The sequence below is a fragment of the Burkholderia sp. WTPI3 genome (assembly GCF_021483755.1).
Taxonomy (GTDB): domain Bacteria; phylum Pseudomonadota; class Gammaproteobacteria; order Burkholderiales; family Burkholderiaceae; genus Burkholderia.
Genome location: NZ_JAGIXF010000005.1, coordinates 151495 through 170737 on the forward strand (window position 1 = coordinate 151495; position 19243 = coordinate 170737).

At 68.8% G+C, this 19243-nt stretch carries 18 protein-coding genes; 1 reads left to right on the forward strand and 17 read right to left on the reverse strand.

The window, feature by feature from the left end; translation table 11 throughout:
* The first annotated feature begins 92 nt into the window (after positions 1-92).
* The gene (locus tag J7024_RS04890) at positions 93-884 is read left to right on the forward strand and encodes an alpha/beta fold hydrolase (RefSeq protein WP_124825245.1); all 792 of its coding nucleotides are present in this window, start codon (positions 93-95) and stop codon (positions 882-884) included.
* Between the two features lie 172 nt (positions 885-1056).
* Here J7024_RS04890 and infA read toward each other — a convergent pair whose 3' ends face one another.
* The 17 genes from infA to J7024_RS04975 all read right to left on the reverse strand — a co-directional run bounded on the left by infA (position 1057) and on the right by J7024_RS04975 (position 19241).
* Positions 1057-1320, reverse strand: coding sequence for a translation initiation factor IF-1 (infA, locus tag J7024_RS04895; RefSeq protein ID WP_027780754.1), 264 nt, complete (start codon positions 1318-1320; stop codon positions 1057-1059).
* Between the two features lie 464 nt (positions 1321-1784).
* Positions 1785-1988 carry a cold-shock protein gene (locus tag J7024_RS04900; protein WP_006751843.1) on the reverse strand — a complete coding sequence of 68 codons (204 nt, stop codon included), beginning with the start codon at positions 1986-1988 and terminating at the stop codon, positions 1785-1787.
* 277 nt (positions 1989-2265) lie between these two features.
* Positions 2266-3348 (reverse strand): Rieske 2Fe-2S domain-containing protein, encoded by a 1083-nt coding sequence (locus J7024_RS04905; RefSeq protein ID WP_124825247.1) that lies wholly within the window; start codon positions 3346-3348, stop codon positions 2266-2268.
* A gap of 70 nt (positions 3349-3418) precedes the next feature.
* Positions 3419-5893, reverse strand: coding sequence for an efflux RND transporter permease subunit (locus J7024_RS04910; RefSeq protein ID WP_175786610.1), 2475 nt, complete (start codon positions 5891-5893; stop codon positions 3419-3421).
* Between the two features lie 96 nt (positions 5894-5989).
* The gene (locus J7024_RS04915) at positions 5990-6949 is read right to left on the reverse strand and encodes a WD40/YVTN/BNR-like repeat-containing protein (RefSeq protein ID WP_234744831.1); all 960 of its coding nucleotides are present in this window, start codon (positions 6947-6949) and stop codon (positions 5990-5992) included.
* Positions 6950-7107: 158 nt separating this feature from the next.
* Positions 7108-8313: an acetyl-CoA C-acyltransferase gene (locus tag J7024_RS04920; protein ID WP_124825250.1), complete on the reverse strand. Its 1206-nt coding sequence runs from the start codon at positions 8311-8313 to the stop codon at positions 7108-7110.
* A 23-nt stretch (positions 8314-8336) separates the two neighbouring features.
* A complete protein-coding gene (locus J7024_RS04925) occupies positions 8337-8822 on the reverse strand; it encodes a MaoC family dehydratase (RefSeq protein WP_124825632.1) in 486 nt (161 codons plus the stop codon).
* Positions 8822-9622: an SDR family oxidoreductase gene (locus J7024_RS04930; RefSeq protein ID WP_124825251.1), complete on the reverse strand. Its 801-nt coding sequence runs from the start codon at positions 9620-9622 to the stop codon at positions 8822-8824. Before J7024_RS04930 ends, J7024_RS04925 begins: the two co-directional genes overlap by 1 nt.
* On the reverse strand, positions 9619-10821 hold the full coding sequence (locus tag J7024_RS04935; protein WP_124825252.1) for an acyl-CoA dehydrogenase family protein: 1203 nt from the start codon (positions 10819-10821) through the stop codon (positions 9619-9621). Before J7024_RS04935 ends, J7024_RS04930 begins: the two co-directional genes overlap by 4 nt.
* Positions 10818-12056 carry an acyl-CoA dehydrogenase family protein gene (locus tag J7024_RS04940; protein WP_124825253.1) on the reverse strand — a complete coding sequence of 413 codons (1239 nt, stop codon included), beginning with the start codon at positions 12054-12056 and terminating at the stop codon, positions 10818-10820. Before J7024_RS04940 ends, J7024_RS04935 begins: the two co-directional genes overlap by 4 nt.
* Positions 12057-12059: 3 nt before the next feature.
* Positions 12060-12938, reverse strand: a complete 879-nt coding sequence (locus J7024_RS04945; protein ID WP_124825254.1) for an SDR family oxidoreductase — start codon at positions 12936-12938, stop codon at positions 12060-12062.
* A 39-nt stretch (positions 12939-12977) separates the two neighbouring features.
* Positions 12978-14129 (reverse strand): acetyl-CoA C-acetyltransferase, encoded by a 1152-nt coding sequence (locus tag J7024_RS04950; protein WP_124825255.1) that lies wholly within the window; start codon positions 14127-14129, stop codon positions 12978-12980.
* Positions 14129-15196 (reverse strand): acyl-CoA dehydrogenase family protein, encoded by a 1068-nt coding sequence (locus J7024_RS04955; protein WP_124825256.1) that lies wholly within the window; start codon positions 15194-15196, stop codon positions 14129-14131. Before J7024_RS04955 ends, J7024_RS04950 begins: the two co-directional genes overlap by 1 nt.
* Positions 15197-15231: 35 nt before the next feature.
* A complete protein-coding gene (locus tag J7024_RS04960) occupies positions 15232-16401 on the reverse strand; it encodes an acyl-CoA dehydrogenase family protein (RefSeq protein WP_175750470.1) in 1170 nt (389 codons plus the stop codon).
* Complete coding sequence (locus tag J7024_RS04965; protein ID WP_175750469.1) at positions 16398-17201, reverse strand: enoyl-CoA hydratase family protein; 804 nt, start codon at positions 17199-17201, stop codon at positions 16398-16400. Before J7024_RS04965 ends, J7024_RS04960 begins: the two co-directional genes overlap by 4 nt.
* Before the next feature lie 25 nt (positions 17202-17226).
* Positions 17227-18327 (reverse strand): NAD(P)H-dependent flavin oxidoreductase, encoded by a 1101-nt coding sequence (locus tag J7024_RS04970; protein ID WP_124825259.1) that lies wholly within the window; start codon positions 18325-18327, stop codon positions 17227-17229.
* Entirely contained in the window at positions 18324-19241 is a 918-nt protein-coding gene (locus tag J7024_RS04975; RefSeq protein ID WP_124825260.1) for an enoyl-CoA hydratase, read from the reverse strand. Before J7024_RS04975 ends, J7024_RS04970 begins: the two co-directional genes overlap by 4 nt.
* Between the last annotated feature and the right edge of the window lie 2 nt (positions 19242-19243).

The window sequence follows — 19243 nt, forward strand, 5'->3', positions numbered from 1 at the left end:
CCGATACGATCAATCCACTTTCAAGACGCCCTCCCGGTCCGCCGGGAGGGCGTTTCGTTTTGGTTCCGCCAACCAAAAGGAAAGCCCTTGAAATGAACCTGATCACTCCCGTCGTCTCCCGCCCCGGCCTCGGCTACCTGCAACACGGCACCGGCCCCGAATACGTGATGGTCCTGCACGACTGGCTCGGCGACCATACGAACTACGCGGCGCTGCTGCCATATCTGGACGACACGGCCTTCACGTACGTGTTCGCCGACCTGCGCGGCTACGGACGATCGCTCCATCTGAGCGGCACGTACACCGTCGACGAGATCACGGCCGACTGCCTTGCGCTCGCCGACCAGCTCGGCTGGCCACGCTTCCACATCGTCGGCCATTCGATGACAGGCATGGCGACGCAACGCATCGCCGCCGACGCGCCATCACGCATCAAGAGCGCGATCGCCGTGTGCCCGGTGTCGGCGGCCGGCAATCGCTTGGGCGACGACGCGCGCGCGTTCTTCGCGAGCACGACCGTCGACGACGACGCATTGCGCCGGCTCGTGCGGTTCGTCACGGGTGGCTTGTCAGCGCGCTGGGCCGAGCTGAAGCTGCGGCAGAACCGCGAACGCGTGGCGCCCGGCTGCCGGCTCGCGTATCTCGACATGCTGACCGGGACGAATTTCGTCGACGACATCCGCGGCCTCGACACACGCTATCTGGTGATTGTCGGCGACAAGGATCCCGGGCTCGACGAAGCGGCGATGCACGCGACGTTTCTCGCCTGGCACCCGAACGCAGAGCTGAAGAAAATTCCGAATTGCGGGCACTACCCGATGCAGGAATGTCCGCCGTATTTCGCGACGATCGTGGAAGATTTCCTGCGGGACGCGGCCGCTTGAGCGTTGCACACGCATCGCGACCGGAGAAGATGACCTTGGCCGCAGCGGCGTAACGACGCCGCCGGCGACCGACGAACGGTGCGAATCGCGCCGTCCATCCGGTGTGTCCGGCCGCATGACGGGGCCGGACGAGTGGCGATCGGAGTCGCGTTGCGCGCCCGATCGTTACTGCTTAGCGACGCGGTTGCCCGCTACGCGGCGGGCGCGGCGAGTTCGCGTCCTTGTGACGGAAGTTGATGCGGCCCTTCGTCAGGTCGTACATCGACAGTTCCAGCGTCACACGGTCGCCCGCGAGAATGCGGATGTGGTTCTTGCGCATACGGCCCGACGCATAGGCGCCGACTACGACGCCGTTTTCCAGCGTGACACGGTATTTGCTGTCCGGCAGCACTTCGTCGACGATTCCGTCCAATTCCAGCAGTTCTTCTTTTGCCAAACCAATTCCTCCAGACAAGGTGAATGACCGCGGCCGCGGCGAACTCACCGGCGCCGTGTCCCGCAACGGGGCCGGCGGCCGGCAGGATGCCGGGTATCAATTCGTTCAGACGGGCGACAGGCCTGTCTTGCAATCGGAGCCCGGCGCGTTGCGGCGTTCGGGCGGTCAGTGGCGGCGGCGCGATGAGCACCGCGCATAGTCGGGACCGCGCCGCGTAAGGCATGGCGACGGTCTACTCGGGTTGCAGCGTGAGCCGCTGGCGATGCGGCGAGCGCGTCGCGAGGGCGTTGAATCGCACGTCGTACGGACCTGCGATGGATGAGGGAAGCACACGACCGATGCATCGTGAATACCGCGATGCATCGGTCGTGTGCGTCGAAACGCGCAGGACACGGGCCAGGGCCGGTGCCCGCGCGACATCCGTCCGGCAGCGGCCGCCGATTGGCGACCGATGCCGATGCGGCTTACTGCGGCGTGATGTTCGACGCTTGCAGACCCTTCGGGCCACGCTTCACTTCGTAGCTGACCTTCTGGCCTTCGGCAAGGGTCTTGAAACCCGTGCCACGGATTTCGGAGAAATGGGCGAACAGATCGTCGCCGCCGTTGTCCGGGGAGATGAAACCAAAGCCCTTGGTTTCGTTGAACCACTTGACGGTACCGGTATCCACAAATACTTCCTTAATACGAATGAATGAACTTGCGCCCATGACGGGCACAGAAAGAATCAAAGAGGGAGAGACCAACGACTGCCGCACATCGTGCGGCCAATGATGAGCAATCGAGCTTCTTGAAGACTTCGATCTAGGACACTACGCCGCACCGGCCGATTCGTCAAGCCCTTTCGGAGCGGCGTTCGCGCACGGTATCGCGCGACGCCTTGCCTGGCGGGCGTTAGCGGCAATCGGGGCGCGTAACGTTGCGCCCCCCTTTTTTGCCCTGCCGCCGTTATTGCTGCTCGAACACGTGATGCAGCGGCGGCGGCGGCGCCTCGCTGTCGCGAATCTTCATCTCGAACGCCTTGCGCGCGACGCTCGACGGCCGCACGTCGGCCGCGTCGAGGTAGAACTGCGAATACCAGTCGCGCATCTGGTACAGCGGCCCGTCGCCTTCGCACAGCAGCGGGTTGTCGATCCGCGTCTTGCTGTGCCAGATGTCGACGTCCTCGTAGAATGCGCGCTGCGCTTCCTTCACGTACGCGTTCGCGATCTCCATGTTCTGCGCGTCGCTGAGCCCGGCGACCTTCTTCACGATCACGCCGTAGCGCAACTCGAAGCTGTTCATGTCGATCGGCACGTGGCAGTTCAGCAGCACCGAATGGATCGGCTGCCCGTTGCTCTGCCCGGTCATCTGCGTGATGTGCACGGCCGGCCCGAAGTACGTCGACAGCGCGGTCAGGCTGTCGCCGCCGAGCTTCTCGCTGCGGCCGACCATCAGCTGCGTCGCCTTGTGATCCTCGAACAGGTTCGCGAAATAGTCGATCGGCGCGTGGTGCACGGTCGCGAAGTGCGCGACATCCGAGATGTTGTCGACCAGTTCGCGGCAGTTGGCCTGGATCACCATCTTGTCGACGACCCAGTCCGACCATTCGTCGGAGAAGCACACGTCCAGACGCGGAATCGCGACTTCCGGCGGCGGCACATTGCCTTCGGGGTCGTTCCATACGAACAGCAGGTTGTTCTCCTCGCAGGTCGGCCACGCGCCGATGCGCGCCTTCGGCGGAATCCGCTTGCAGTACGGGATCGACGCGCACTGCCCTTCGCCGCTCCAGGCCCAGCCGTGGAACGGGCACACGAGGTTGTCGCCTTCGACCGTGCCTAGGCTCAGGTCGGCGCCCATGTGCGGGCAATACGCATCGACGACGTTGACCTTGCCGGTCGAATCGGCGAACGCGGCGAGCTTGCGGCCGAAGACGTTCAGCGTATGCGGCTTGCCGTCCTTGTAGTCGCGGGCGAGGCCGAGGCAGTGCCAGCCGCGCGCATAGCGCTGCGCGAGCGGCTGGGCTTCGATCTTGTATGGGCGTGCGGACATTTCGGTTGACTCCTTTTTGGGGGGACGCGCGGCGGCCCGCCGCGCACCGGGGTAACGGGGATGGCGTCGCTCAGCGCACCGGATTGCCGGATTCGAGCGCGCGCGTCGGCTTGAGCGCGGACGCCGGCGCGGCCTGCTGCGGCGTCGACTGAGGCTGCGGCTGCGACACGCGGCGCTCGGCACGCTCGACGCCGAGCCATGCGGCGAGCGCCGGCAGCAGGAACACCGCGCCGAACAGGTTCACGAGGAACATGAACGCGAGCAGCACGCCCATGTCGACCTGGAACTTCAGCGCGGAGAACGCCCACGTGCCGACGCCGATGAACATCGTGACGGCCGTGAACAGCGCCGCGGTGCCGCGCTGGCGCATCGCATCGGCGAACGCGTCGGGCAGCGTCGCGCCGTGGCGGATGTCGTGCTGCAGCCGCTCGTACAGGTAGATTCCGTAGTCGACGCCGACCCCGACGCCGAGCGTGATCACCGGCAGCGTCGCGACCTTCAACCCGATGCCGAGCCGCGCCATCACCGCGTTGCACAGGATCGACACCAGCGTGAGCGGCACGATGATGCACAGCACCGCGCGCCACGAGCGGAACGTGAGTGCGCAAAGCAGCGCGATCGCGCCGAAGATCGACAGCAGCATCGCGATCTCCGCGTCGCCGACCGCCTCGTTGGTCGCGGCCATCACGCCGACATTGCCGCCGGCGAGCCGGAACGCGACGTTCGGCGTCGGGTTCTCCGCCGCGTAGCGCTTGATCTCGTCGACGATGTGCGCGATGGTCGTGCCTTCGTGGTTCTTCGTGTAGATCAGCACCTGGATCGCCTTGCAGTTCGCGGTGTTCATCCCGTTGTCGGGATCGAACGCGTTGGCGCCCTGCGTGAGCCCGTCGCTGGAGCGCGGCAGCGCGGCCCAGCGCGGATTGCCTTCGTTGAACGCGGCGATGAACACCTTGCCCTGCGACGCGACACTCGTCACCGACTGCACGCCCGCCACGCCGCGCATGTTCATCTCGAACTTCTCGATCGCGCTCATCACCGGGTAATGCAGGCACGCATCGTCGAAGCCGGTCGTCTCGACGATCACCGACAGCACGTCGACGCCGATGTTGTACTGGTGCGTGATCGCCGCGTTGTCGACGTTGTAGCGCGAGTTCGCGCGCAGCTCCGGCGCGCCGGTACCGATGTCGCCGATCTCCAGCTTGCGCGACTCGAGCGCGCCGCAGGCGAGCAGCGCGAGCGCCACCGCGAACACGCCGAGCGCCGGTGCAGGCCGCGCGAACAGCGCGAAGCGCGACCACATCGGGCTGCCGCCGGCCGCCGCGGTGCGCTGCGCACGCGCCAGCGTGCCGCGTTCGAGGCGCGTGTACGACAGCAGGATCGGCAGGAACACCTTGTTGGTGACGATCATCAGCAGCACGCCGAGGCACGCGGTGATGCCAAGCTCGCGCACGATGTCGATCCTGATCCGCATGATCACCATGAAACCGAGCGCGTTGGTCAACAGCGCGACCGTGCCCGGCACGAACAGCTTGCGGAACGCGTCGCGCGCGGCCTCGACCGACGTTGCCCCGCGCACCAGCGCCTGCTTCCACGCATTGGTCATCTGCACCGCGTGCGACACGCCGATCGAGAAGATCAGGAACGGCACCAGGATCGACATCGGGTCGATGCCGAGCCCGAGCAGCGGCAGCGCGCCGAGCAGCCAGGCGACCGGCAGCAGCGCGACGACGAGCGCCAGCACGGTGGTCTTGATCGAGCGCGTATAGGCGAACAGCAGCGCGGCCGTCACGAGGAACGCGAGCGCGAAGAACGCCATCACGCCGGCGATGCCCGCCTCGACGTCGCCGACCAGCTTCGCGAAGCCGATGATGTTCACGTCGATGCCCTGCTTCGCGTACTTCACGCGGATGTCCTCGAGCTGGCGCGCGACCGCGCTGTAATCGAGCCGCTTGCCGGTGGCGGGATCGGTCTCGCGCAGCTCCGCGCGAATCAGCGCCGACTTCAGGTCGTTGCCGACGAGGCGGCCGATCTGCCCGGAACGCGCGACGTTGCGGCGCACCTTCGCGAGATCGTCCGGGTTCGCGCTCGAGAACTGGCCGGGCACGACCACGTCGCCGCGAAAGCCGGCCTCGGTCACCTCGGTGTAGTGGACGTTCGGCGTGAACAGCGAGAACACGCGCGAGCGGTTCACGCCGGGGATGAAGAACACGTCGTCGGTCGCATGGCGCAGCGCGTCCATGAACGTCTGGTTGTAGATGTCGCCGTCGCCCTTCCAGCGCAGGCTGACGAGGATCGTGTTGGCGCCCGGGAACGCGCCCGCGTAGCGCTCGAACACCTGCATGTACGGGTGCTGCATCGGGATCATCTTGTTGAAGCCCGGATCGAGCTTCAGGCGCGTCGCGGACAGGCCGAGCGCGAGCGTCACCGCGACGCACAGCAGCATCAGCAGCCGGCGCTGCCGGATGATCGTGCCGGCACAGCGCTCGACGAACGCGGCAAGGCGCGAGGCAGGCGCGGCTTCAGTGGGACGTGACAGGTCGTTCATGGATTTCTCGAGTCTGGGCTGACGATGCGGTCGATGCGGACCGGCGAAGCAATGCGAACGGAAACGGGCGGCCGCAAGCGCCGCCGCGTCCGGGCATCAGGACGGCGACGCGGCGAGCGGCGCGACGCCGGCCTCGCCGCCGAGCAGCAGCGCGCCGTGGCCCATGTCGAGCACGGCCGCAAGGCTCTGCACGTCGCCGAGCTTGCGCACGTCGAAGGTCAGGCCGCCGTCGCGCGACGCGACGATCGCGCCGCCCTGCCCGACCAGCACGAGTTCGCCGTCGGAGAGCTGGGTCGCGCCAAAGTAGGACACCGGGACGTGGCTGTCGACGTGCGTCCAGGTCACGCCGCGATCGGTGCTGCGCAGCACGTTGCCGCGCATCCCGTACGCGACCCAGTCGCCGTTCGCGAGCATCAGCGCGCCGAACAGCGAGCCGGCGTACGGCGACGGCAGCTTGTCCCAGGTCGCGCCGTTGTCGGTCGAGCGCAGCAGCGTGCCGCTTTCGCCGGCGATCAGCAGGTTGCCGTGGCCGTCGCCGACGATCGCGTTCAGATGGCGATCGCCCGCAGGCGTCTTCACCGTCTGCCACGTGAGCCCGGCATCGTCCGAGCGCAGCAACTGGCCGAAGCTGCCGGCCGCGAACAGCGGGCCGTCGGCGGTTCCCCACACGGACAGCAGCGGATCGGAATGCGCGGGGTCCATGTGGACTTCGCGCCAGTGCAGGCCCGCGTCGGCGCTGCGCAGGATCCGGCCGTCGTGACCGACCGCGATCCCGAGCGTCGGCGTGATGAAGCTCACCTGCGTGAGCGTCGAGCCCTGGTCGGGCGTGACGGACGCCGGCCGCCACTGCCGGCCCGCATCGTCGCTGAGCAGGATCACGCCGCGCTCGCCGACCGCGACGATGCGCGTGCCGGCGCGGGCGAGCCCGTTGATCTGCAGGCGGTCCGCGTGGATCGCGGTGACCGGGAACGCCGGCAGCGGCCGCGGCGAAAACGCGAACACCGCGGCGCCGAGCACGAGCGCCGACATCGCGAGTCCTGGCAAAGTACGTTTCATCGGTTGTCTCCTGTCTTTGCGCCGGCCCGGGCCGCGCCGACGCGCCCGCCCTGCCCGCTGCAAGTCTCCGGGCCGTCGGTCGTTGCCGCGGCCTCGAATGATCCCGAATGGATGGCGGCCGAACCGGGTATTCGGGCCGGCCGCCGTCACAACTATCGTTACGCGCCGACTTCGAACAGCGCGGCCGCGCCCATGCCGCCGCCGATGCACATCGTCACGACCGCATGCCGCACGCCGCGGCGCGCGCCTTCGAGCAGCGCATGCATCGTCATCCGCGTGCCGGACATGCCGAACGGATGGCCGAGCGCGATCGCACCGCCGTCGACGTTCAGCCGCTCGTCGGGAATGCCGAGCGTGTCGCGGCAATAGAGCGCCTGGCACGCGAATGCCTCGTTCAGTTCCCACAGCCCGACGTCGCGCACGGTCATCCCGAAACGCTCCAGCAGCTTCGGAATCGCGAACACCGGGCCGATGCCCATCTCGTCCGGCTCGCAGCCGGCCACTGCCAGGCCGCGGAACGTGCCGAGCGGCGCGAGCCCGCGGCGCATCGCCTCGGCGCGCGACATCACGACCACGGCCGCCGCGCCGTCCGACAGTTGGGACGCGTTGCCGGCCGTCACGAACTCGCCCTGCTCGACGACCTTGCCGCCGCTCCACGACGGCTTGAGCCCCGCGAGCCGTTCGGCCGTCGTATCGGCTCGCACGCCTTCGTCGCGGGCGGCGTGTACGTCTTCGTGGCCGGCCGGATTGCCTTCCTTGTCGAACAGCGCGCGGCGCACGTCGAGCGGCGCGATTTCCGCGTCGAAGCGGCCGGCCGCCTGCGCGTCGGCCGTGCGCTGGTGGCTCTGCAGCGCGAATTCGTCCTGTGCCGCGCGCGCGATGCCGTAGCGGCGCGACACGATCTCGGCCGTTTCCATCATCGCCATGTAGGCAGCCGGCTGGTGATCGAGCACCGCCTGCGAACGCGCGCGATAGCCGTTCTTGTGCTTGTTCTGCGTGAGCGAGATCGATTCGACGCCGCCCGCGACGACGATCCGCGCGTCGCCCGCGCCGATGCTGCGCGCGGCGCTCGCGATCGACATCAGGCCCGACGAGCACATCCGGTCGATCGCCATGCCGGGCACCGATGCCGGCAGCCCCGCCGCGGCAGCCGACAGGCGGCCGATGTTGTAGCCCTGCGTGCCCTGCTGCGCGGCACAGCCGATCAGCACGTCGTCGACGTCGGCCGGTGCGACGCCCGCGCGTTCGAGCGCGGTGCGCACGACGTGGCCGCCGAGCGCGGGCGCCTCGGTGTCGTTGAAGATGCCGCGAAACGCCTTGCCGATCGGCGTGCGTGCGACGGAAACGATGACTGCGTCTTCCATGAGCTGACTCTCTGAATCGGAAACTAGAAGGTGTAACGGCTGATCGTGTCGGCGACGCAGCCGGGTTTGGCCTCGCCTTCGATCTCGACGGTCACGCGGACCCACGCCTGCACGCCGCCGTCGAACGGCTCGACGCGCAGCAGCTCGCCGACGCCGCGCACGCGTGCGCCGACCTTCACCGGCGCCGGGAAACGGATCCTGTCGCAGCCGTAGTTCACGCCGAGCCGCGCGCCGTCGATGCGCACGATCTGCGGCAGGAAATAGTTGACGAGCGACAGCGTCAGGTAGCCGTGCGCGATGCACGCGCCGAACGGGCCGTCCTTCGCGCGCACCGGGTCGACATGGACCCACTGGTGATCGCCCGTCGCGTCGGCAAAGCCGTCGATGCGGATCTGGTCGATCGCGAGCCATGCGCTCGCGCCGAGCGTGTCGCCGACGGCCGCCGCGAGTTCGTCGGGATGCGCGAACACGCGGGGCGTCGCGCGCACGGGGTCGAGGATCGTCGCCATCATGCGTGCTGGCTGCTGACCGACAGCACTTCGCCCGTCATGTACGACGCGTAATCGCTTGCAAGAAACACCATCACGTTCGCGACCTCCCAGACTTCGGCGGCGCGCCCGAAGGCTTCGCGCGACGCCAGTTGATTCAGCAAGTCGGCCGGAGCCGACTTCTTCAGAAAATCGTGCATCGCGATGCTCGGCGCGACTGCGTTGATGCGCACGCCGTACGGCGAAGCTTCGAGCGCCGCGCAACGCGTGAGCGCCATCACGCCCGCCTTCGCCGCCGCGTAGTGCGCCTGTTCCGCCTGCGCACGCCAGCCGAGCACCGATGCGTTGTTGACGATCGCGCCGCGGCCACGAGCCTGCATGTGCGGCAGCATCGCGCGCGTCATCCGGAACGTCCCGGTAAGGCTAATGTCGATCACCCGCGACCATTCGGCATCGTCCATTTCGACGATGCGTTTCGCCCCGCCGAGCCCCGCGTTGTTGATCAATACGTCGACGCCGTCGAGCTTGTCCTGCGCATCGGCGACGAGCGCCTGCACGTCGTCTTCCACCGCGACGTTGCACAGGCGACCGTAGATCCGCTGCAGCCCGGTTTCGGTGCGCAGCGTTTCTACCGCCTGTTCGAGACGCTTCTCGTGGATGTCGGAGATGAACAGCGCGCGGCAGCCTTCCTCCGCGCAACGGCGTGCGGCCGCGAAGCCGATGCCGGCGCCGGCGGCGGCCGTGATCAGCACCGATTTGCCGGCGAGCAACTGGTGGCCCGGGACGTATGCCGGTGCTTTCTGGATCTGGGGTTCGGTCATGCTTGTTGTCCTCGCGGTTCTCTCGGCATGCCGAGCCCGCGCTCGGCCATGATGTTGAGCTGGATTTCGTTTGTGCCGGCGTAGATCGTGTCCGCACGGGAGAACAGGAATACGCGCTGCAGATGGGTGAGCTTCTCGTCGGCCGGATCGATCACGTTCGCGCGAGGCCCGAGCGCGTCCATCGCGAGCTGGCCGAGGTCGCGGTGCCAGTTCGACCAGAAGTACTTGTAGATCAGTGCCTCGCGGCGCAGCGGAGCGGTGGCGCCGTTCGCGTCGTCCGCGCCCGACAGCATCCGCAGCGCGTTGTAGCGCATCACGCGCAGCCCGGCCCACGCGCGGCCGATCCGCTGGCGCAGCACCGGGTCGCGATCGGCGCCCGATTCGCGCGCGGCGTCGATCACCCATTCGAGTTCGCGCACGAACTGCATCTGCTGGCCGAGCGTCGACATGCCGCGCTCGAAACCGAGCAGCGTCATCGCGATCCGCCAGCCGTCGCCGGGTATGCCGACGAGGTCACGCGCTTGCGCGCGCGCGCCGTCGAAGAACACTTCGTTGAATTCTGCGCCGCCGTTGAGCTGCTTGATCGGGCGGATCTCGATGCCCGGCTGGTCGAGCGGCATCAGCAGGAACGACAGCCCCTTGTTGCCCTTCGACGCCGGATCGGTGCGGGCCAGCACGAAGATCCAGTCGGAGTCGTGCGCGAGCGATGTCCATACCTTCTGGCCATACACGCGCCAGCTGCCGTCGGCATCCTGCCCGGCGCGCGTGCGCACGTTCGCGAGATCCGAACCCGCGCCCGGTTCCGAGTAGCCCTGGCACCAGAACTGCGTGCCCGCGAGAATCCCCGGCAGGAAGCGCGCGCGCTGGTCGCCGGTACCGCACGCCACGAGCGTCGGCCCGAGCAGCCCTTCGCCGATATGGCCCATCCGGCCGGGGCCGCCGGCGCGCGCGTATTCCTCGTGGAAGATCACCTGTTCGGCGACGGTGAAGCCGCGGCCGCCCGCGTCGGTCGGCCAGCCGAGGCCGGTCCAGCCGCCCTCTGCCAGCTCCCGCTCCCATGCCTTGCGCAGCTCGGGAAAGGCTTCCTCGTCACCGGGGCCGCCGCGGTATTTCAGGCACGCGAATTCGCCGGTCAGATGCGATTGCACCCAGTCGGCGACTTCGTGCCGCAATTGCTGTTCGCGCGTTTCGCTGTTCATTGGAGTGCTCCCGTGCGCGCGGCGGACGGACGCGTGGCGATCGATGCCGACGGCGACGCGAGCACCGCGCCGTGCTGCGACGTGCCACCGTCGATCGCATGATGTGCAATCCATTCGAGCAGTTGCGGCGTGCTGCCGAACTGCGCACCCGACGCCTGCGCGCGCTTGAAATAGAGATGCGGGTCGTATTCCCATGTGAAGCCGACGCCGCCGTGCAACTGGATCGCCTCCTGCGCGCAGAACGCATACGCGTCGTTGGCGGCGGTCTTCGCGGCCGCGACGTCGGCGCGCAGTGCGGCGCCGGGCGCGCTGCTGCCGGCTTCCGCGTCCCATGCATGCGCCGCGCCGAGCACGGCCGAACGTGCGGATTCGATCAGCACCATCATCTGTGCGCAGCGATGCTTGACCGCCTGGAACGACGCGATCGCGCGACCGAACTGCACGCGCTGGCCGGTGTAGTCGAGCGTCAGGTCGAGGCATTGCTGCGCGCCGCCGAGTTGCTCGGCGGCCAGCACGAGCGCCGCGAACCAGGCAGCGCGATCGAGCAGCTGTGCGGCAACGGCGCCGCTCGCGAACAACGCGTCGCGGCTCACGCGGGTTTCGTCGAACGCGACCCGCGCGATCGGCCGCGTCGCGTCGAGCGTGTCGAGGGGCGTGACGTTCAGGCCGGCCGCCGTCGCGACGTCGATCGCGAACAGCCCGATCGCCTGCCCTTCGTTCGCGATCCGGGCCGGAATCAGCAGCAGGTCGGCGCGCGCGCCGTCGATCACCTGTTCGATCGTGCCGGACAGCGCGTAGCCGCCCGCCGCTTCCTCCGCAACGACCGGCAACTGCCATGAACCGGCCGGCAACTCGAATGGCAATGCCAGCGTCGCGCTGCACGCGCCTTCGGCAATCTTCGCGAGCCAGCCGGCGGCGGTCGTATCTGAGCAGCCGGCCAGCGCGGTCGCGGCCAGACACGCGGTCGAAAAGTACGGCACGCACGCGACGCGCCGGCCGAGCTGCTCCATCAGCAGCGTCTGTTCGAGTGCGCCGAGCCCCATCCCGCCCGCCGCGTCGGGCAGCGACAGCGCATTCCAGCCGAGCTCGCCGGCCAGTGCTCCCCAGAGCGCATCGTCGCGGCCGGCGGATTGCCCGATTGCGCGGCGCACGTCGGCGGACGCACTGCGTTCGGCGAGCACGTCGGCCGCCGCGTCGCGGATCATCGCCTGTTCGTCGGTGAGCGCCAGATCCATGACTCAGCTCCCGTACACGCGCTGCGCGGGCCGCGCGTCGGCGAGCAACCGCGCGACCGCCGGGCCGACTTCGGCCGGCGCCCAGCGCGCGCCGCGATCGACGCTCGGGCCGGTGCGCCAGCCTTCGGCCACCGCGATCATGCCGCCCGCGACCTCGAACACCTGGCCCGTCACGTCGGCCGACGCTGCGCTGCCGAGCCACACGACGAGCGGCGCGACGTTGGCCGGATCGAAATAGTCGAAGCCGCCGTCCTCGGGCTTCTTCATCATGTCGGCGAACACGCCTTCGGTCATCGACGTGCGCGCGGCCGGCGCGAGCGCGTTCACGCGCACGCCGTAGCGCTGCAGCTCGACCGCCTGCATCAGCGTGAGCGCTGCGATGCCGGCCTTCGCCGCGCCGTAGTTCGACTGGCCGATCGAGCCTTGCAGCCCGGCGCCGGAACTCGTGTTGACGATGCGCGCGTCGACCGGCTCGCCGGCCTTCGCCGCATCGCGCCACACGCGCGCCAGCACGTTCGACAGGCAGAAGTGACCGCGCAGGTGCACGCGCATCACGTCGTCCCAGTCGGTCTCGCTCATGCTGGTGAACATCTTGTCGCGGCAGATGCCCGCGTTGTTCACGAGCACGTGGATGTCGCCGAATGCTGCGCGCGCCGCGTCGACGATCCGCTGCGCCGTTTCGACTCGCGTGATGTCGTCCGCATTGGCAAGCGCGCGGCCGCCGCGCCGTGCGATCTCGTCGCACACGGCCTGCGCGGCTTCGTGCCGGATGTCGTTGACGACGACCGACGCGCCTTCGGCCGCGAACGCGAGCGCGTATTCGCGCCCGAGCCCGCCGCCCGCGCCGGTGATGATGACGGTGCGTCCGTTACAGATTCCCATGCTTGCCTCTTGGATCGTGAGATCGTGAAAGTGACGCGCTCACAGGCGCTCGATGATCGTGACGTTCGCGAGACCGCCGCCTTCGCACATCGTCTGCAGCCCGTAACGGCCACCGGTGCGCTCGAGTTCGTGCAGCAGCGTCGTCATCAGCCGCGCGCCGGTCGCGCCGAGCGGATGGCCGAGCGCGATGCCGCCGCCGTTCGGGTTGGTCTTCTCGTGCGGAAAACCCGTGTCGGCGAGCCACGCCTGTGCGACCGACGCGAATGCCTCGTTCATCTCGACGACGTCGATCCGCGACCAGTCGAGTCCGCTCTTCTTCAGCGCGGCCTTGGTCGCCGGGATCGGCGCGGTGAGCATCCACAGCGGGTCGTCGCCGAGTACGCTCAGGTGATGGATTCGTGCCCGAGGCGTGAGCCCGTAGCGCTTGAGCGCCTCTTCCGAAACGATCAGGAGCGCGGCGGCCGCATCACAGGTCTGGCTCGCGACGGCGGCCGTCAGCGAGCCGCCCGGCGCGAGCGGCTCCAGCGTCGCCATCTTTTCCAGCGACGTGTCGGGGCGCGGCGTCTCGTCGTGGAACACGCCTTCGAGCGGCACGATTTCCCGCTTGAAATGGCCGGCCTCGATCGCCGCGAGCGCGCGGCGGTGGCTCTCCAGCGCATAGCGCTCCATCGCGTCGCGCGACAGGTTCCAGTGATCGGCGATCCGCTGCGCGGCGACGAACTGCGACACCGGCGCGTCGCCGAAGCGCGCGCGCCAGCCGGCGCTGCCCGAGAACGGATCGGTGAAGCCGAGCGGCGCCGCGCAGGTCATCGCCGACGAGATCGGGATCTGCGTCATCGTCTGCACGCCGCCCGCGACGACGACGTCCTGCACGCCGCTCATCACCGCCTGCGCGGCGAAGTGCACCGCCTGCTGCGACGAACCGCACTGGCGGTCGACCGTCACGCCCGGCACCTGCAGCGGCAGCCCCGCGGCGAGCCAGCAGGTGCGCGCGATGTTGCCCGCGAGCGGGCCGATCGTGTCGACGCAGCCGAATACCACGTCGTCGTAGTCGTCGGCCGGAATCGCGTTGCGCTCGACGAGCGTCTTCAGCACGAAGCCGCCGAGGTCCGCCGCGTGCACGTGCGCGAGCCCGCCCTTGCGGCGGCCGGTCGGCGTGCGCAGCGCGTCGACGATATAGGCTTGTTTCATCAGTTGGTTTCCTCGAAATCGAAGGTCTGCGCGGGGCCGATCGGCAACGCGTCGCCGAGAATCGCGTCGGCCACGCGGGCCTTGTGGAATGCGGTGTCGCCCCAGCTTCCGGACAGCGCCCAGATCCGCTTCATGAAGATCTGGAGGTCGAGCTCCCACGTGTAGCCGATCGCGCCGTGCACCTGCATCGTGTGGCGCGCGGCCAGCTGTGCGGCCGAGGCCGCCGCGAGCTTCGCGTGCGATACGAGCACGGCACGCTGCGGGTGATCGTCGGCGATCGCCTGCGCGGCGCGCGCCACCACCGGCCGCGCGAACTCGTAGCGGATCGCGACGTCGGCGAGCAGGTGCTTGAGCGCCTGGTACGAGCCGATCGCCTTGCCGAACTGCTTGCGCTGCGCGCTATAGTCGATCGCGACGTCGAGCACGCGTTGCGTGAGACCGAGCAGCTGCGCGGCAACCGCGAACGCGCCGTGGTCGAGCGCACGATCGAGCAGCGGCGCGGCTTCATCGGCGCTCGTGATGCGGGTAGCCGCCGACGCTTCCCAGTCGAGCGTGAACAGGCGCCGTGACGGGTCGACGCTGTCGACCGCACGCCACGCGCACTGCGCGGGATCGACGCGGTGCAGCTCGCCACGGTGCTCGCACAGCAGCGCTTGCGCGACGTGCACGTCCGCCGCATACGGGTTCACCGGATGCACGAGCGCGACGCGCGCGCGCCCTTCGGCGATGTCGCGCAGCAACGCGTCGCGCCAGTCGCTCGCAGGCAGCCGCGCAAGCACGCCGGCCGACACGAGCGCCGTATCGAGCAGCGGCTCGGGGCTGCCGAAGTAGCCGTAGGTCTGCGCGAGCAGCGCCCATTCGACTTCGGTCAGGCCGAGGCCGCCGTGCGCTTCGGGCACCGACACGGCGGTCAGCCCCTGCGACGCGAACAGCGACCACAGCGCGTCGGAGCGGCCCGTCGGCGTGGCCCACAGCTCGCGGATCAGCTCCGGGGTCATCTCGGTCATCAGCAGGCGCTTCACGCTGTCCGCGAGCGCTTCCTGGTCTTCATCGAATACGAAATCCATACGATGTCCGTTCAGTGAGGGAGTCGCCGGCGCGCTTACGCGCGCGGCATGCCGAGCATCCGTTCGGCGACGATGTTGCGCTGGATCTCGTTGGTGCCCGCGTAGATCGGGCCGGCCTGCGCAAACAGGAAGCCGTCGAGCCAGTGGCCGAGCGTCGCGTGCTGCGCGGCCGTCTGCGGGACGACCTCGCCGTGCGCACCGAGGATGTCGAGCGCGGTCTGGTGCATCCGCAAATCGAGCTCCGACCAGAACACCTTGTTGGTGCTCGACTCCGCGCCGATATGGCCGCCCTTGAGCAGCCGGCTCGCGGTCGCGTAGGTCGACAGCGCGTATGCCTGTGCGTCCATCCACGCGGACACCACGCGCTCGCGCAGCGTCGGGTCGCGATCCGCGCTGTCGCGGTGCGCGAGATACAGGTCGCGCAGCGCCTGCGCGGTGCGCTGGAAGCGCGCGGGCGAACGCAGCATCAGCCCGCGCTCGAAGCCGGCCGTCGCCATCGCGACCTGCCAGCCCGCGCCTTCGGCCGCGAGGCGGTTCTCGACCGGCACGCGCACGTCGTCGAAGAAGATTTCCGCGAAGCCCGTCTGCCCGTTCAACTGGCGGATCGGCCGCACCGTGATGCCCGGCGTCGACAGCGGCACCATCAGGAACGTGAGCCCGTGGTGACGCAACGATTCCGGATCGCTGCGGAACAGCCCGAACAGCCAGTCGGCCCACACTGCGCGGGTCGACCAGATCTTCTGGCCGTTGAGCACGTATTCGTCGCCGATACGGATCGCGGTGGTGCGGATCGCGGCCATGTCCGAGCCCGCGTTCGGCTCCGACCAGCCCTGCGCCCACACGTGCTCGCCCGCCGCCATCGCGGGCAGGAAGCGCGCCTTCTGCGCATCGGTGCCGAAGTCCATCAGCGTCGGGCCGAGCAGGAAGATGCCGTTCTGGTTCACGCGCATCGGTGCGTCCGCACGCCAGTATTCCTCCTCGAAGATCAGCCACTCGATCAGGTCGCAGCCGCGACCGCCCAGCTCGCGCGGCCAGGTGACCATGCTCCAGCGGCCCGAGTGCAGCGTGCGCTCCCATTCGCGGTGCGCGGCGAAGCCTTCCTCGGTGTCGAAGCTCGGCAGCCGCTCGCGCGGCACGTGTGCGGCAAGCCATGCGCGGATTTCCGCGCGGAACGCCTGCTGTTGCGGCGTATAGGTGAGTTTCATGCGCGTGCCTCCTCGGCCTGCGAGTCGAACTGCGCGTCGCGCTTCTCGACGAACGCGGCACGCGCTTCCGTCGAGTCGTTCGTCATGTACGCCTGCAGCGTGAAGCCCTGCTCCCAGCGATACTTGTCCTCGAGATCGCCGTCCTCGACGCCGTTGAGCGCCTCCTTCGCGAGCCGCACCATCGCAGGGCTTTTCGCCGCGATCTTGCGGGCGATCGCGAGCGACGCGTCGCGCAACGCGTCGCGTGTCACGACCTGCTCGACCGCGCCCAGCCGGTACGCTTCGGCCGCATCGATCATCTCGCCGGTGAAGTACATCGCGCGCACCTTCTGCACGCCGAACAGCCGCTGCAGATGCGCGCCGCCGCCCATCGCGCCGCGGTCGATCTCGGGCACGCCGAAGCGCGCGCAATCGGCCGCGACGACGATGTCCGCCGCGCCGCAGATGCCGATCCCGCCGCCGAGCACGAAACCGTGCACGGCCGCGATCACCGGCTTCGGGTTGCGGTGCACCGCGCGGAACGTCTCGTAGTTGCCGGCATTGACCGACACGATCCGCTCCGGATGCGCGGCCAGTTCCTTGATGTCGACGCCCGCGCAGAAACCGCGGCCCTCTCCGCGCACGACAATCACGCGCACGTCGTCGTCGTCGCCGAGTGCGTCGAGCGCCCGCGCGAGCGCATGCCAGCCCTGCGCGTCGAGCGCGTTCACGGGCGGATGGGCGATCACCAGTTCGGCGATGCCGTCGGCGCGCTCGATCCGGAACGGCATCGCGCCGCCCGGTTGATTGGATGCAGTCATCTCCAAAGCCTCCCTGTGATGTTTTTTACGCAGCCTGCGCCGCTGCCGCGCCGCGCAATGCGGCCAGCGCATCGAGCCGCTCGCCGGCTTCCGCGACGATCCGCGCGATCAGCGCGTCGCACGATTCGATTGCGCCGATCATCGCGGCAGCCTGGCCGCTCGGCAGCACGCCCTCGTCCGGACGCCCCTCGACGATCGCGCGCTGGATCAGGAACGGTGCGTTCGCGGCCATCAGCGTCTGGCTCGCCGTGTAGTCGTGCGAGCGCAGCGCCTTGATCGCGAGGCCCAGCATGTCCGTCGTGCCCAGCCCGTTCTGGCGGCGCCACGCTTCGGCCGTCTTCAGCGCGAACCACGTGCGGCGCAGCGGGCCGAAGCGTTCGAGCTTCAGCAGATACGGGTTGTCGATCATCCGTTGCGGCAGCCCGTCGAGCGCGTCCGACACGCGGATCCGCGCCGGGTCGCCGACCGCGACGTAGCGTTCGAGCGTCTCGCGCGGCACCGGCGATTCGGCGCTCATCAGGAAACGCGTGCCCATCGCGATGCCGGCTGCGCCGTAGGCCAGCGCGGCAGCCAGCCCGCGCCCGTCGAAGAAGCCACCGGCCGCGACCACCGGCACCGGTACCGCGTCGAGTACCTTCGGCAGCAGCAGCGTGGTCGGCACCGAGCCCGTATGGCCGCCGCCTTCCGCGCCCTGCACCGTCACGATGTCCGCGCCGAGCTCGACCGCCTTCGCCGCATGCTTCGGCGCGCCGACGGTCGGCATGCAGACGATGCCGGCGTCCTTGAAGCGGCGGATCGTCTTCGCGTCCGGCCCGCGGCCGTAGCTGACCGCGCGCAGCCGGTGCTTGATCGCGAGATCGACCACCTGCGCGGCGTTCTTCTGGAACATGTGGAAATTGATGCCGAACGGCTGGTCCGTCAGCGACTTCACCTTCAGGATCTCGGCCTCGACCTGCTCGGGTTCGAGCGTCGCTCCGGCGAGGAAGCCGAAGCCGCCCGCGTTCGCGGTCGCCGCGACGAGCCGCGCGTCTGCCACCCAGCCCATCGCGGTCTGCACGATCGGGTAGCGGCAGCCGAGCAGGTCGCACAGCGGCGTATGCAGCGGGCTGTGAAGCGTCGTGCTCATGCTGCGGCTCCGTTGACGGCGGCCGGTGCGGCTTCGCCCTGATCTTCGTCGCCGGCCTTGCGCTGCGAGCTGGCCATCTTGCGTGCGTCGTACCCGCCGAGGCGGTCGCCGCTCACGAGTTCGTTGTGTGCATGCGCGAAGTGATGCCAGGCGAATGCCGCGTCCATCGCCGCGCGCTTGCCCTGCAGCTCCTCGACGTGGTTCAACGCCTGCTTGGTCAGCGTGAGGCCGAGGCGCGGCATCGTCGCGATCTTCGCGGCGATCGCGTAGGTCGCGTCGCGCAGCCGCTCGCTCGGCACCACGCGGTTGACCATCCCCATCTGGTACGCGCGCTCGGCCGGCATCCGCTCGCCGAGGAACAGGAATTCCTTCGCGATGCGCGGGTTCAGCTCGTACGCATGCGCGAAATACTCGACGCCCGGAATCCCCATTCGCACGACCGGATCCGCGAAGAACGCATCCTCCGACGCGACGATCAGGTCACACACCCACGCGAGCATCAACCCGCCCGCGATGCATGCGCCTTGCACCATCGCGATCGTCGGTTTCGGCAGGTCGCGCCAGCGCCGGCACATCCCGAGGTACACCTCCTGCTCGCGCGCATAGAGGAATTCTCCGCCTTCCTTGTCGACGTGGTCGTACCACAGCGACGCGCGATCGAACGACTCGTGGATGTCGCGGCCCGGCGTGCCGATGTCGTGGCCCGCCGAGAAATGCTTGCCGGCCCCCGCGAGCACGATCGCCTTCACCCCGTCGTCGTGCGCCGCGCGCCGGAACGCAGCGTCGAGCGCATACGTCATCTTCGAGTTCTGCGCGTTGTGATACTCGGGGCGGTTCATCGTGATCGTCGCGATGCCGCCCTCGACCGCGTAGTCGACGACACCGTCGCCGAACGTCATCTGGGTCGCTTCCATGT

What these genes read in the sequence shown, in the direction of transcription:
- J7024_RS04970 (WP_124825259.1), bottom strand. Translation starts at nt 18,327, where the DNA reads ATGAGCACGACGCTTCACAGCCCGCTGCATACGCCGCTGTGCGACCTG.
- J7024_RS04930 (WP_124825251.1), bottom strand. Translation starts at nt 9,622, where the DNA reads ATGACCGAACCCCAGATCCAGAAAGCACCGGCATACGTCCCGGGCCAC.
- J7024_RS04960 (WP_175750470.1), bottom strand. Translation starts at nt 16,401, where the DNA reads ATGAAACTCACCTATACGCCGCAACAGCAGGCGTTCCGCGCGGAAATC.
- J7024_RS04910 (WP_175786610.1), bottom strand. Translation starts at nt 5,893, where the DNA reads ATGAACGACCTGTCACGTCCCACTGAAGCCGCGCCTGCCTCGCGCCTT.
- J7024_RS04890 (WP_124825245.1), top strand. Translation starts at nt 93, where the DNA reads ATGAACCTGATCACTCCCGTCGTCTCCCGCCCCGGCCTCGGCTACCTG.
- J7024_RS04915 (WP_234744831.1), bottom strand. Translation starts at nt 6,949, where the DNA reads ATGAAACGTACTTTGCCAGGACTCGCGATGTCGGCGCTCGTGCTCGGC.
- J7024_RS04940 (WP_124825253.1), bottom strand. Translation starts at nt 12,056, where the DNA reads ATGGATCTGGCGCTCACCGACGAACAGGCGATGATCCGCGACGCGGCG.
- J7024_RS04975 (WP_124825260.1), bottom strand. Translation starts at nt 19,241, where the DNA reads ATGGAAGCGACCCAGATGACGTTCGGCGACGGTGTCGTCGACTACGCG.
- J7024_RS04945 (WP_124825254.1), bottom strand. Translation starts at nt 12,938, where the DNA reads ATGGGAATCTGTAACGGACGCACCGTCATCATCACCGGCGCGGGCGGC.
- J7024_RS04920 (WP_124825250.1), bottom strand. Translation starts at nt 8,313, where the DNA reads ATGGAAGACGCAGTCATCGTTTCCGTCGCACGCACGCCGATCGGCAAG.
- J7024_RS04905 (WP_124825247.1), bottom strand. Translation starts at nt 3,348, where the DNA reads ATGTCCGCACGCCCATACAAGATCGAAGCCCAGCCGCTCGCGCAGCGC.
- J7024_RS04925 (WP_124825632.1), bottom strand. Translation starts at nt 8,822, where the DNA reads ATGGCGACGATCCTCGACCCCGTGCGCGCGACGCCCCGCGTGTTCGCG.
- J7024_RS04965 (WP_175750469.1), bottom strand. Translation starts at nt 17,201, where the DNA reads ATGACTGCATCCAATCAACCGGGCGGCGCGATGCCGTTCCGGATCGAG.
- J7024_RS04955 (WP_124825256.1), bottom strand. Translation starts at nt 15,196, where the DNA reads ATGGATTTCGTATTCGATGAAGACCAGGAAGCGCTCGCGGACAGCGTG.
- J7024_RS04935 (WP_124825252.1), bottom strand. Translation starts at nt 10,821, where the DNA reads ATGAACAGCGAAACGCGCGAACAGCAATTGCGGCACGAAGTCGCCGAC.
- J7024_RS04950 (WP_124825255.1), bottom strand. Translation starts at nt 14,129, where the DNA reads ATGAAACAAGCCTATATCGTCGACGCGCTGCGCACGCCGACCGGCCGC.